Below are 14,103 nucleotides of genomic sequence, written 5' to 3'. Positions count from 1 at the left end.
ATACATTTAACCTCCGCAGTAAGCCATCTACGGAGGTTGACTTTACATTAATTGACAGGTTGACATCTTGCAACTAATAGAGTATGGCAATATAATTCACGCTTACACTCCTCTTTTTCCCATCACAGCAAGTCTGTTGATATCTGTAAAACCAAACCGCAGATAACAATAGCACAAACAATTCCTGACTTCCTTCGCTCAAGCAGGAAACTAACGTAGCTCTTACAGGGAGAAAGGAACTCAGCCTCAAGGGTTTAAAAAACCCTTAATTTCACCGAAATTAACAACGGTAGACTTGAGGTTTATATCAGTAGGCTGAAAAAACAGAACGTCACCCAGCAAAAAACACTCCAAAAGATTATGGGCAAATTTGTCAAACCTTTGTTATCTTTCTTAAAATAGGAGGAACAAATATATGACAAAGTACTACCCCCAATAATCAGTCTTTTGGGGCTTAAGTGACTTAGATCACCTTTACTTAATTTTTTAGGAGTTAATCATGGATAAGCCAATCGAACTCACTTTGGAACAGCAATTCAGCATTCGTTCTTTCGCTACTCAAGTACAAAACATGAGCCATGAGCAAGCAAAAGACTTCTTGGTCAAACTTTATGAACAAATGGTTGTACGGGAAGCGACCTACAAAGAACTTCTCAAGCACCAGTGGGGATTAGATGCTGGCTCTTCTTGGGCAGCATAGAAGCCTTGTGTCGCAGTCGGCGACCTCCTTCTCTTGCTCAGTTCCAACGAGGAAAAGAGCTGGGGATGCCGGGGCGTCAACTCTAACAAGTGACTTTTTAGAAGACATCACATATAGCAAGGCGAGACTGATATCGTAAGAACTCGCTGATTAGCAAGTCTGGCAAATATAGCCTCAGATTCAACTTTAACTGTTGAAAATCATTTTGCGCTTGTGTTAACAAAATATTTTATGGAGATCAAGCTTGCTTAAGCCTGCTCATATTTTGCCACACCGCAAAACTGCACAGAGAAACATCTGCACAGCATGAAGTTAACTCAACCTTTGATACTTTGTTTAGGAGTCATTTATATTTTTTATAACTTTATTTTGTAACTTTCGATAGAGTCTGTTAACAATACTTAATATATAAATCAACTCTTAGTACTAGTGTTCTATAAAATGGTGTTATTTGCATATTAGGCAGAAAGGTCGAAGGGTAAATCAGTATCAAGCGCTTCCAGCTTCGCTAGAATTTGAGGTTTTAAATTTTCGTATTCGGTCTTAAGTAAACTTTTACTAAGTTGGGGTTCACAAGGGGACGCTGATGTATTGCTGATTGTTACCCACTCTTGTAGTCTTTGACGTTGACCAGAAGCAATAGTGGAAAGTAGCATTTTGCTACAGTTATTTGGTGTCTCTCTAGCAAAAAAAAGTAGGCGATAGAAACCCTTTTCAGCTAATAGGCGGGCAATTTCCTGACCGATATTTGTTTTGAGATCGAGGTAATAAGGTAACCATTTGGGCCCATACTTACGATTGTAGAGAAGGCTAATCCATAGCAGCATGGGATGAGGAGTAGTGATAAAAAGAAATTGATTATAGCGGGTACAGACTAAACGCTTTTGAATTTCTTCTTGAGGGAGCATAATCCATAAGGCAGGGATTAATTCTCCTTGCAGGCGGATGGGATGAGGAAAAACAATATTGGCAATGGGTTTATTTTGAGGCCAACACAGTTGTGGAGTAATTTCATGATTGGATGGCGTGATTGTAGAGTCGAGCTTAGGTTTCTGCTCAAAGTCAGATTTGATGGTTGGAGGTACAAAAAGTGACCCAGAAGCTGATGCACTAACGCCAGAATTTTGAGTATGGGCAATATCATTTTGCTCTAGGGACGTTAAAATCTTGAGAATTTCACCAACACTTTGAGGGCGATCGCCTGGAGCTTTAGCGAGACAACCCATAACCAAATTTTGTACTTCATTTGGCAATTGCAAAGTCGGGGCAGCTTCCGAAAAAGAACGCGGTGCTTTTTGGTGATGCGTTTTATACCATGCTCCAAAGGAGTGCGTTGGTGCTACTAAGGGCATTTTTCCTGTGAGCATTTCAAACATCATCACACCCAAACTATAAATATCAGAACGGTTGTCTAATTCCTTACCATCCATTTGTTCGGGTGAAGAATAAGCCAATGTACCCAAATAGTAGTTTGTATAATTGCTATCTGCTTGTAACAACTTAGCGATACCAAAATCTAGAACTTTAACTAATTCTCCAAAACTGGCATCTTGAATTACCAGCATATTGCTCGGTTTAATATCGCGATGGATAATCGGACAGATTTTGCCATCTACCATAATGCCATCGTGAGCAGATTGTAATCCTAAGCTAATTTGACGTATAAAACTTAGGAATCTTGGTAAAGTTAGATGCTGCTTGCGAATAACATCACTGAGACTAATTCCTTGTAAGTATTCCATGACGTAGAACGGAGTGTTATTTGCGTCTACGCCATAGTCCATAACTCGGACAACATGAATGCTTTTTTGTCCTAATAATGCACAGGTTTTTGCTTCTCGCTCAAAACGCTCCTGCAATCGCATTTTGTTATTTTGGACAGACAAGGCAAGAAACTTAACGGCAACGGGTACACCTCCCAATAAAATATCCTTGGCACGATAGACTCGTCCCATTGCTCCTGTACCAATGATCTCTTGAAGTTGGTAGCGATTGCTGAGTAAACGACCAACATTGGGGTCTGACATAGAAAATTCGACTCCAATTCAATATTCAAAAATAGCGAATTACACCAGCCTCAAGAAAGGGGATGGTGATAATTGTGTGAGTGGGAAAATTGGCCCTAATAAATGGGAATGGCTAATTTAAACTGAGAGTTTGTACCATTCCTAACTTTGTTTCTGATTTATTTTGCCCATTTTTTCCATGTTTAATTAACTTTCAAAAAGGAAATGGTTAGTAGTTAGCCATTAGTCATTTGTCATTAGTAGGGGAGCCAGTGCAGAGGTGAAGTAGCACTGGCTCTTCCGTTGTAGCAACTGGCGTGCGGGATTAGAAGATAAATTGTCGGTTTGACAGAGAAATGATCGGCAAAAACCACCTGTACAAGTAGTTAGTTGACGCGTTGACGCTCTATGTTGGCTTCCATTGTGCTGCTTAGGTAGTGACCAAGCATGATGCCGCTAGTGAGGTAATAGCTATCATCATTGATGCGGTGCAAAGTCTCAAAACCACTACGACGTTCGCGATCGCTTAGTACCCAGTAACGCTGCACAATAGTATCTATACCAATCCAACCCTCTCCTTCAATCTGTCCTAAAAGATTATGCTGAAGTAGGAAATTATACTGTCTATTTCCCCGATCCATACGCCCTTTGTATTGCAAAGCAATATCTGCAAGATCGCTGCCTGGAAATATTAATTTTGTTGCCATTGTAAACCAGTTATCTCGATTCCAAGCCACCAAGGTCATACCCTTAACGCTGATTGGAATACCATTACGTTCTAACCAACTTCCTTGCAACGTCCAGCGTCCTGGTTCCAGTAAAAATGTATGATCCACCTTGTCACCCTGCTATTGATCGAGTATCGCCAACAGTATAGCCCTTAGCTGGGGAGGGGGACAGGGGATAGGGGATAGGGGACAGGGGACAGGGGGACAAGGGGAAAACAAACCACCAACCACTGTACGGGAGGCAGTAGCGACTGCCGTGCGGGTTTAAAAGATAAATTATCTGTTTAAACCCAAAGTTAATCCATAAAACCCGCCCCTACCAATAACCAATGACTATTGACGAATGACTAATTACGGTTCGTGAATTTCTCCCAAAAGTACTTCTTGAGGTGCTCCGGTGACAGATGGTAGGTTGCCGGGAGTACCTAATTTTCGCCAGTAAGCTAAGACTGCAAAAGCGATCGCTTCTTTGAAATCCGCGCTCAATCCTGCTTCATCTGTTGTTAAAACTGGTGCAGGTGCTAAAAGTTCTTGAAGGCGATGTTTTAAATAGAGATTGCGACTACCACCACCACATAAAAATACCTGTTGTGGCATTTGCGGTAGAAAGGTGCGGTAACTGTGAACAATCGAAGCTGCTGTAAGTTCTGTAAGAGTTGCGAGTAAGTCAGCAGGGCTTAGTTGGTATGCTTCAGCATCTTTTATACACTGTTGCAGATAAGTAACACCGAATAATTCCCGGCCAGTAGATTTGGGTGGTGGCAGATGAAAATAATCTTGCTCAAGCCACTGTTCTACCAGTGCATGGCAGGGAGTACCACTTGCTGCCCAAGCACCGTTTTCATCGTAAGTTTTAGCATTATTTGTTAAATATTGTACTGCCAGATCCAATAGGCTATTGCCCGGCCCCGTATCCCAACCACGAATCTTTTCTAGCCAGTTGTCTTGACGTGCTGGTATATAAGTAACATTACCAATTCCACCAATATTTTGTATACAACGCGCTTCTTGAGGATGACTAAGTAAAGCCGCATCTACGCGAGGTACGAGGGGTGCACCGTGCCCACCAGCAGCAATATCTGCTACACGGAAGTTACTCACGGTTGTGATGCCTGTTAAATGGGCAATCACGGCACCACGGCCAAGTTGAAGGCTGTAACCAAGGAATCGGGGATTAGGAAAAGTCTCACCCTGTCCCCTGTCCCCTGTTCCCTGTCCCCTACTTGGCGGTCGATGGTAAACTGTTTGACCGTGGGAGCCAATTAAAGTCGCTGTTTCGTGACTATTTTGAATATTTTGTGCAGCTTGGGCAAAGGCTAGAGCGATCGCATCATCTAACTCTGCTAATTCTTGCATGGAGATGGCTTCTCCACTACAAACAGCTAAGATGCGTTCTCTGAGTTCCCTGGAGTAAGGATAGGTTGCCCCAGCTATTAATTCCACTTTTAAATCAAAATCTGTACCGGAAATATCTACCAAGGCGGCGTCTATGCCATCTACAGATGTACCGCTCATTAAACCGATTACTTGTTTAGTCATTAGTCATTAGTCATTGGTCATTAATTATTCTCCGTGTCCCCTTGTCCCCGTGTTTCCTTGTCTCCTTCTCCCCTTGTCCCTTACTCCTCTCTTCTTTTCTCGGTTGCGATTATATGCAAATCAATGTTTTTGAGCAACCTAACTAATTTTTGAGTTAAAGAGCCTTTGAGGAGTATTTGCCACCGAGAACGTTGACTTTCGCCGATAATAATCTGGGTAATGTGGTATTTCTGAGCAACTTCGGCGATCGCTTTGGCGATATTACTGCTGGTAACACGAATAAAAGTACCTTCAAATTCTTGACAGAGCTTCTCACACATATCTATGTGCAGGCTTTCTTCTTTTGTAAGAAAACGATCCAGATCGGCGACAAATAAAGCAAAAAGAGGAGCATTCATGTAGCTAGCCAACCTCGCTCCTCGACGCAATAATTGTAAGGAGTTTGGATAAGTGGAAATACATACCAATACCCGTTCGTGTATGTTGCATACTTGACCATTAAGGTTGCCGTTAGGGAGGCTGGCGCTGAGTTCTCTTGCGTCTTCTTCAACGTTGTCTGCTATTTCTCGTAAGGCTAGTTCTCGTAAAGCAATCAAATTGCGACGCTGGAAAAAGTTATTAAGTGCTTGTTGGATTTTTTGCGGAGCATAAATTTTACCCTCCAGTAACCTTTCTTGCAGCGTTTCTGGCGTAACATCTACTACTACAACTTCATCTGCTTCATCCAGAATGCGGTCAGGTATGCGTTCTCGTACTACTACCCCAGTAATTCTTGCTACTAAGTCATTAAGGCTCTCCAAATGCTGAATATTCATAGTGGAGTAGACATCAATGCCGTTTTCCAAAATGACTTCTACATCTTGGTAGCGTTTTTCGTGGGGTAAATCAGGGGCATTGGTATGTGCTAGTTCATCGATTAAGACTAGCTGAGGCGATCGCGCTAAAATTGCGTCTGTGTCCATTTCCATTAGCATCAAATTACCGCGCGGAATTTTTTGACGCGGTATGATTTCCAAGCCTTCAGCCATTTCTGCTGTTTCTTTGCGCCCGTGGGTTTCCAACAACCCAATTACAACATCAATACCTTCTTCTTTGAGTGCGTGGGCTTCTTCTAGCATCCGGTAGGTTTTGCCAACTCCTGGAGCCATACCGATAAAGATTTTATGTTTGCCCCGTTTTGCTGGATAAATAGGGAGATTAGCAGCAACTAATGGTGTAGAATTTGCTGAATTTACGTTATCTTCGCCCAACGTTTCACCCTTAGTAATCATAAAAATTCAATGTTGTTATTAGTGGCTATAAGTTGAGAAATTTTTATTAACCACTATTTATTATTGAATATTTACTAACTATTTATAGCAGTTGTATCTGACTTTATAAAAAATGTTTGGAAGAACAAACCACATAGACACGTTAGACGCGGAGCGCCTACCTTAGGTACGTCTCACCGCAGGGTAGGACACAAAGTACACAAAGAAAAAAAGAAGAAAGAGTTTTATGAATGATTTAGGATTGCTATATTAATATTATCGCCAGAAATAATTTATCCTAGTTATCCTCAATTATTGATTTTCTCTACGGTTAATTTCTTGAAGGTCAAGAGCATAATTTAATTTCAAAATATTTACTCCAGGCTCTCCAAAAACTCCTAAAAACCTGCCATCAGTATACTGTCTTAATAAAGGCAATATTTCTTCTCGATTGATACCACGTGCACGAGCAACCCTCTCTAACTGCTCCTGGGCTGTTCTGACTGAAATATGAGGATCTAAGCCAGAACCAGAGGTGTAAATGAGATCGGCAAAGGGTTGAATATTCTCGTCTGTGAATTCATTAGCTCGTTCTACAATCCGGTTTAGCAAATCTGGACTGCTAGGAGCAAGGTTGCTGGCACCTGATATCCCGTATGGTTTACCTATTTTTCCTTGGCTATATCTAACAGTACTGGGACGTCCTTGGAAATAGCGATCGGAGCGGAACTGTTGCCCAATCAAAGCCGAGCCAATTGCTTCTCCTTGAATATTTTGCATAATGCTGCCATTAGCATGGAATTTGAAGGCAGTTTGACCTACTCCCAAGATGACAATAGGATAAATAATTGCGGTTACCAACCAAAGAATTATAGTAATGCGAATAGCTCTGGCTATTTCTCGAATAATAGACATAAAAACTGTCCTTAATTGCCTGATTTACCTATAAAGGTGTTTATCTTTTAATTAATTTCTTTAGAAGCGTTCTGGCTGAAAAACAACAAAAAATAAGTAGATTATCAGTGCCAGCGTTACCAATCCTAAAATCCCGATCGCCCAAGCAGAACGACGTTCTAATGTGCCTTCAGCAGTAGCATAAACAACTGGGGCAATAATTAAATTCAGACACAATCCAATAAAAATAGCTAGTGGCAATTTTTGCTTGCGCCATTGCAACCAAATAAAGGAAATTGCCTCAATGACATCTGTTGATAAAAATTTTCGCGATAAATTAATTTGTTTCATAACTTTTTACCCTCTCTTGTGCTTGTGTTCTATCCTTATAGGTCAATACCGTTCAGTGAAAGTCAGATCCCCCTTAGTCCACGCCACTTGCTACAACGGGGGACTCGGGGCCCCCACGGAGTGGGGATTGGGGGAGAACCCCCGCAACGCAGTGTCTCCCCTTAAAAAGGGGGAAAATTAACCGCGTTTTGCCCCCCTTTCCAAGGGGGTTGGGGGGATCTTCTAGAAATCTACATCACTAACTGAACCGTATTGCCTTACGAGCCTCTATGTGTTAGCCTGCCCTAGTCTCTAGTCTCTAGTCTCTCGTTTCTGCCTTCTTATGCCAACCCCACTACCGTAATAATTAAATCAATTAATTTAATTGCAATAAATGGTGCGATTACACCACCTAAGCCATAAATTAAAATATTGCGTTGTAGCAGTTGATTAGATGTCAGTGGTCTAAACTTTACACCCTTAAGTGCTAAGGGAATCAAAGCCGGAATAATCAAAGCATTATAAATAAGTGCTGACAGCACGGCAGAATTAGTGCTGGTTAGCCTCATAATATTTAAACCTTGCAGGTTAGCAGAAGCAAATAAGACTGGAATAATCGCAAAGTATTTAGCGATATCATTGGCAATCGAAAATGTTGTTAATGCTCCGCGAGTAATCAGTAATTGCTTGCCAATACTAACTATATCGATTAGTTTTGTCGGATCTGAGTCCAAATCCACCATGTTGGCTGCTTCTTTAGCCGCTTGAGTACCAGTATTCATTGCTACTCCTACATTAGCTTGTGCTAAGGCGGGAGCATCATTAGTACCATCTCCAGTCATTGCCACTATTTTGCCTTCTCTCTGTTCTTTTTGAATTACGGCAATTTTGTCTTCTGGGTTGGCTTCAGCAATAAAATCGTCTACTCCTGCTTCTTTGGCTATTACAGAAGCGGTGATGCGGTTGTCACCAGTCAACATGATGGTACGTACTCCCATCCGTCGCAACTGCTCGAAGCGATCGCGTATTCCTGGCTTGACAATATCCTTGAGATAAATCACACCGAAAATTTCGTTGTCAAAGCAAACTGCTAAGGGTGTACCCCCCTGTTGAGAAACCATTTCGTAAGCGCTATCCAATTCTGGTGAGGTGTTACCGTTGCGGGAACGCACAAATCCCTTAATCGCATCTACCGCTCCCTTACGAACCTGTTGCCCATTGGGTAAGTTTGTTCCGCTCATACGAGTTTTGGCTGAAAACTCGATTCCTTCCGATCTATCAACGTCAAAATTAATCCTGGCTCCTAATTTTTCTGCCAATCGGACAATTGATTTTCCCTCTGGTGTCTCATCAAATACGCTCGCCGCCAAGGCTACATAAGCAACTTGCTCCATTGAGTGTCCGTTGATCGGAATGAACCCTTCTGCCAAACGGTTACCCAAGGTGATTGTACCGGTTTTGTCGAGAATCAGAGTGTTAACATCACCACAAGCTTCTACTGCTCGCCCTGAGGTGGCAATGACATTAAATTGGGCAACCCGATCCATACCAGCGATACCAATGGCACTCAATAAGCCGCCAATAGTTGTGGGGATCAGTGCTACTAATAGAGCTACCAAAATTGACACGCTAACTGGACTGCCAACATAATTGGCAATGGGCGGTATGGTAACAACGACAAATAAAAACACTAAGCTGAGAATTGCCAATAACACTGTTAAGGCAATTTCATTTGGTGTTTTGCTGCGATCTGCTCCTTCTACCAGCGCAATCATCCGATCAATGAAGCCTCTGCCAGGATCGGCGGTGATGCGAACGATCAACTCGTCAGAAATAATCCGCGTACCGCCTGTTACAGAGCTAGCAACATCTGAGCCAGTTTCTTTTAATACTGGTGCTGATTCTCCTGTTATTGCCGATTCATCAACACTGGCGGCACCCATAATTACTTCCCCATCGGCGGGAATAATATCACCTGCGACGACGTAGACAGTATCACCTCGTTGCAAGCTAGTAGAAGGAACTTCTGTAATGGTGCCATCAGGAGAAAGTTTTTTAGCAATAGTTTCTGACTTGGTTGAGCGTAAAGCGTCGGCTTGGGCTTTACCACGCCCTTCTGCTACTGCTTCGGCAAAATTGGCAAACCAAACAGTGAAGAATAAAATCACCGTAATCAAGCCGTTAATTAAGCGTGGGTTATTACCCGGAACAGAACCAAATAATTCGGGATCAATTGTGGCTGCAAGGGTGACAAGCGTGCCAACCCAGACTAAAAACATAACCGGGTTTTTAACTGCATCTTTAGGGTTGAGCTTGACAAAGGCATCCTTAATGGCTCTTTGATAAATTCCTTTAGTGTTTACCTTTGCTTGTTTGCGAGCGTGACGGCGATCGTATGGGCGAAAACGTTGGGGTTTAGGTGGTTTGGGGGTAGTTGCAACTGGATTCATAATTTATTTAGGGAACGGGGTTGGGGGAATGGGGAACAGGGAAAGGTGAATAGAGAGTGGAGGAGGGGGAGAGAGGGAGAGTGGGGGAGTGGGGGAGATAAAAAGAATCCTTATTCCTGTCTCCTGTCCCCTATCACCTATCCCCTTAACTGCCAGTGGCAATTTTAAAACCTTCGGCGATCGGGCCTAATGCTAAAACGGGGAAGAAAGTTAGTACCCCTAAAATCAGAATTACTCCAGCTGTAATGCTGGTAAATAGAAGAGTATCGGTTTTGAGGGTAGCTGGAGTTTCAGGAACTGTTTGTTTGTTAGTCATGCTGTCAGCTAATAGCAAGATGGCAATAATGGGAACGTAACGCCCTAGCAGTAAGCTTGGGATTGTACTTAAATTCCACCAGAGGGAATTATCCACTAAACCCTCAAAGCCAGAGCCATTGTTTGCACTAGCTGAAGTGTATTCATAAACTACTTGAGAGACGCCATGAAAGACAGGATTAGTAATGCCAGCGATCGCTTCTGGCAGATAAAGAGTGATGGCACTGGGAATTAAAACTGCTATTGGATGAATTAATAGCACAACACTGGCGAGAACAATTTCTCGCTTCTCGATTTTCCGCCCCATAAACTCTGGTGTGCGTCCTACCATCAAACCAGTCAAGAATACAGTTAGAATTACATAAATTAATAGGTATGCGATTCCTGTTCCTTGTCCACCCCAGACGATCTGCAAAAACATATTTAATAAGGCACAGAAACCTCCTGTTGGCATCAGAGAATCGTGCATACCATTGACAGCACCAGTCATAGTACTAGTAGTCATAACTGCCCAAAATGCAGTTAGTACAGAGCCAAAGCGGACTTCTTTACCCTCTAAATTTGGCTGTTCAATTCCCAAAGCACTATTAACCAGAAGATTGCCTTGATATTCTCCGTTAGCTGCAATGCCTACTAAAACCACAAAAATTACAAATACCATCCAGAACAACAGCCATGCTTGTTTAGTATTTTTGGCAAAAATGCCGTAGGTGTGAATCAACGCTGCTGGAATTGAAATCATGGCAAGCATTTCGAGCAGATTAGAGGCACCATTGGGATTTTCAAAGGGGTGGGCAGAGTTAGTAGCAAAAAAGCCACCACCGTTTTCACCCAATTGCTTTATGATTTCAAAAGACGCTACCGGGCCTCTGGGAATATACTGAGTATATCCTTCTAATGTTGTGACAACTTCGGTGCCTAGTAATGTTTGCGGTACACCTAAGATAATTAAGGCGATCGCCCCAACTATAGATATAGGTAACAAGATACGCGTAATGGCACGGGTGAGATCTACGTAAAAATTTCCCAGTGCTCTACCTGTTAAACCACGAAGAAAAGCAATACCTACTGCCAAGCCAGTTGCAGCTGAGGTGAACATTAAAAACCCTAAAGCTGCTGTTTGACTGAAATAACTCAGAGTCGTTTCGGGAACGTAGTGCTGTTGATCGGTATTCGTGAGAAATGAAATTGTCGTGTGCAATGCTAAATCCCAACTAAGGGCATTAAAGTTATTAGGATTGAGAGGCAGAGTTCCCTGAAACTCAAAAATTAAGTAAACAGCACCGCCCATAATTAAATTGCTCAAAAGCACAGCTCGCGCATACTGCCAACCTGTCATTTCTTGTTTCTCACGTACACCTGCTACTACGTAGATAATTCGCTCAACCGGATTCATGATCGGGTCAAGCAACGTTCTTGCGCCCAAGAAAACGCGCGCTATGTATCTGCCGAAAAGCGGAGCGATCGCTATTAAAATACAAAGCGTTAAACCAATTTGCAAAAAGCCTTGTCCCATATATCTTAGATGAATTATAGAATTTTCTTTTGTTTAGCTTTATTGCCAGAATTGCACTTATTTAGAAATAAAACTTTATTGTTTCTAAGTAAGTTTATTTCCTGCCACTTGTTAATATCTCGTCTTGCCTCATTCTCTCAAACTAAAGTAATGATTTATCTTATATAAATTGCAGATAATTCTAATAAGTAAATAGCTGAGAATAAAAGCCTAATGTACTTTTATTTGCATTTCATTCATTTCTCCTGAACCCTATATTTATTGTTTTTGATGGCAATCTATTATCTATGCTTACTGCAGGCAGAGTCTAGCCTTACAGATTATCCTACCAGAAGCACTAAAGTGTAAGTATAGGTTTATACATAAATATACCTTTTGAATTGTTTGGTAGTTACATAATTAAACTTATCTAGATTAGGAGGCTGCGATACTTGCAAAGCTCAAGCTTTTGATTAGGAATTAGTAACTTATAACCAGCTAAAGAAGTGTAGACAAGATTATATTGTATCTCTAGGACTTTTTGAATAATTCAATTTATGTTTTTATAGTAGTGATTTAATTAATGAACAAGATAGTTGCATTAGTCAGTATTTTTTAGATAAATACAAAGGAAGTCAGAACTTATTAACTTTTAAAACACATAAATAATATATACATGAAAAGTCTGGCATTTTCATTTAACTGGAGTTATAAATTCTTAGAAAATAATTATTTTATATCTGGATTTTTTAACTAATCTTTTATCAAAGTATGTATATATAAGAGGATGTTTGAAGAAGAATCTAGAATTATTCTGGCTAATTTCGCTTATCCGCTCTGCATCGACTGGCTTCTGACTCCTGAAATTAGATAGCACAAATTAATCGCAATCAAAGAAAAAGTGCCTACTGGCTAATAGCTTTTCTCTTTGCTGTAGTTATAGCGCTAGAATACTTAATACTGCCAGAGTATGTGTTTGCTTATTTGTAAACTGGGGCAATACAGTGTCAACCGGTTAACTTGGTGACATTTGCAGAGGAAGCGATCGCTACTTTAACTGAGGTAGCAAGGACAAGGCAAGTATATGTCTCTTTAAAATATGGGAAGAAATGACGACTGCTGTTGAATGAACTGGATTGAATTAAAAATTGCTTACGCCCTAACTGTGAGCTTTTCATTTGATTTTTTCACTTTCGCTATCCAGTCTTTGTAGTAATCTAAAACCTGAGAATAGGAATTTGTGTCTTCAGAAATCACTTCAAACAATGAAGGCAGAAATTTTTGCGGAAACAAGCGGTGTAAAATTTTGGCAATTCTCTGCCGCAAAATAAATTCAATAAATAATCTTTTAGATAAAGGAAAAGCATAATCGCTCATCTCAACTAAGGCGTGAGCATCTGGTAATCTACGCACGCTAAATTGTTCGACAGCCTGAGCTAAATTGTCAGAATTTTCATCTAAAATTTTGTCAAAAATAACAACATCTTCTAGCGCTGCATTGCAACCTTGTCCGAGAGCAGGCGATACTGCATGAGCTGCATCTCCTATCAACAGCGCACTAGCACCTTGGTGAAAACGGTTACAGCGAATTGTTGAAACCCTAGATACAGTTCTGGCGACAAAAGCTTCTGCTTCTGATGTTGGCATCAGATAACCAACCTCAGGGAAATTTTCATTAAAAAATTTGAGTACCTCTTGGGCATGAGAAAGACTGGCTACCTGATTTTGCTTGTAAGGAAAGGTGACTACGCCACTCATCGTTCCATCTAACTGATAAAGCAATAATACTGATGTGGTGTCATCCAACCTCCAAGAGTGGATTTTACCTGGTTGTAAGTTTCTTTCTAAGTTGTTGTCAGAAGGAAGGAAAATCGATTTGTAGGCAGAGGGAACGTACTTCTGCTGGCACTCAAAATTTTCTGTAGATAAAAAACTTTCTCGAACCACAGAACGCGCTCCATCGGCACCCACTAACAAGTTATAATCAACGGTGAAATCTACTTTGGTTTCTGGGTTTTGAAGCTTTGCCTGTTTTTTAGCGAAATCAACCTGAGTGCATTCACAGTCGAAGTGAACCTTAAGCCTGCTGTCGTCGTACTTTTGGGTTAACTTTTCTAATAAAGCGATCGCTAACCGAGTGCGATCGAGGCTAATTAAAGGTTTTTGTCTAGTTATTAAGCTTGTCTTACCGTTTTTTTGATGAATGATTGTTCCCGTAACTTCCAAGCTGATAGCTTTTACTGCTTCTTCTAATCCTTCTATGTTGCGTAGAGCTTTCATACCCCTCTGGCTCAAAGTTATGGGGTAGGTTCTAGATTTGGAGAAAGGTACAATTCGCGGATCGCTACGACGTTCATAAATATCTACTTGGTAATTGTCTTTACGACGTAACAAGT

At 41.2% G+C, this 14,103-nt stretch carries 11 protein-coding genes; 1 reads left to right on the top strand and 10 read right to left on the bottom strand.

Annotated features, from left to right (window positions below):
* The first annotated feature begins 499 nt into the window (after positions 1-499).
* A complete protein-coding gene (locus UYC_RS0115350; RefSeq protein WP_016872723.1) occupies positions 500-700 on the top strand; it encodes an NblA/ycf18 family protein in 201 nt (66 codons plus the stop codon).
* A 458-nt stretch (positions 701-1,158) separates the two neighbouring features.
* Here UYC_RS0115350 and UYC_RS0115345 read toward each other — a convergent pair whose 3' ends face one another.
* From UYC_RS0115345 to UYC_RS0115305, 10 genes are all read right to left on the bottom strand, one after another.
* Positions 1,159-2,727, bottom strand: a complete 1,569-nt coding sequence (locus tag UYC_RS0115345) for a serine/threonine-protein kinase (protein WP_016872724.1) — start codon at positions 2,725-2,727, stop codon at positions 1,159-1,161.
* Positions 2,728-3,092: 365 nt separating this feature from the next.
* Positions 3,093-3,542, bottom strand: coding sequence for a hypothetical protein (locus tag UYC_RS0115340; RefSeq protein ID WP_016872725.1), 450 nt, complete (start codon positions 3,540-3,542; stop codon positions 3,093-3,095).
* Positions 3,543-3,785: 243 nt separating this feature from the next.
* Positions 3,786-4,973 carry an anhydro-N-acetylmuramic acid kinase gene (locus UYC_RS0115335; RefSeq protein ID WP_016872726.1) on the bottom strand — a complete coding sequence of 396 codons (1,188 nt, stop codon included), beginning with the start codon at positions 4,971-4,973 and terminating at the stop codon, positions 3,786-3,788.
* An 80-nt stretch (positions 4,974-5,053) separates the two neighbouring features.
* Positions 5,054-6,244, bottom strand: coding sequence for a universal stress protein (locus UYC_RS0115330; RefSeq protein WP_016872727.1), 1,191 nt, complete (start codon positions 6,242-6,244; stop codon positions 5,054-5,056).
* Positions 6,245-6,535: 291 nt separating this feature from the next.
* Positions 6,536-7,138 (bottom strand): K(+)-transporting ATPase subunit C, encoded by a 603-nt coding sequence (gene kdpC, locus UYC_RS0115325; protein WP_016872728.1) that lies wholly within the window; start codon positions 7,136-7,138, stop codon positions 6,536-6,538.
* A 60-nt stretch (positions 7,139-7,198) separates the two neighbouring features.
* A complete protein-coding gene (kdpF, locus tag UYC_RS0115320; protein WP_016872729.1) occupies positions 7,199-7,468 on the bottom strand; it encodes a K(+)-transporting ATPase subunit F in 270 nt (89 codons plus the stop codon).
* 320 nt (positions 7,469-7,788) lie between these two features.
* A complete protein-coding gene (gene kdpB, locus UYC_RS0115315) occupies positions 7,789-9,897 on the bottom strand; it encodes a potassium-transporting ATPase subunit KdpB (RefSeq protein ID WP_016872730.1) in 2,109 nt (702 codons plus the stop codon).
* Positions 9,898-10,042: 145 nt separating this feature from the next.
* Complete coding sequence (kdpA, locus tag UYC_RS0115310) at positions 10,043-11,728, bottom strand: potassium-transporting ATPase subunit KdpA (RefSeq protein ID WP_016872731.1); 1,686 nt, start codon at positions 11,726-11,728, stop codon at positions 10,043-10,045.
* 986 nt (positions 11,729-12,714) lie between these two features.
* Positions 12,715-12,885: a hypothetical protein gene (locus UYC_RS37845; protein WP_157171247.1), complete on the bottom strand. Its 171-nt coding sequence runs from the start codon at positions 12,883-12,885 to the stop codon at positions 12,715-12,717.
* The gene (locus tag UYC_RS0115305; RefSeq protein ID WP_051039344.1) at positions 12,860-14,101 is read right to left on the bottom strand and encodes an FAD-dependent oxidoreductase; all 1,242 of its coding nucleotides are present in this window, start codon (positions 14,099-14,101) and stop codon (positions 12,860-12,862) included. Before UYC_RS0115305 ends, UYC_RS37845 begins: the two co-directional genes overlap by 26 nt.
* Positions 14,102-14,103: the final 2 nt, after the last annotated feature.

This window comes from Chlorogloeopsis fritschii PCC 6912, assembly GCF_000317285.1.
In the GTDB taxonomy this organism is placed as follows: domain Bacteria; phylum Cyanobacteriota; class Cyanobacteriia; order Cyanobacteriales; family Nostocaceae; genus Chlorogloeopsis; species Chlorogloeopsis fritschii.
Note: the sequence above shows the minus strand (reverse complement) of the source record. Positions and strands in the feature narration are given on the sequence as shown.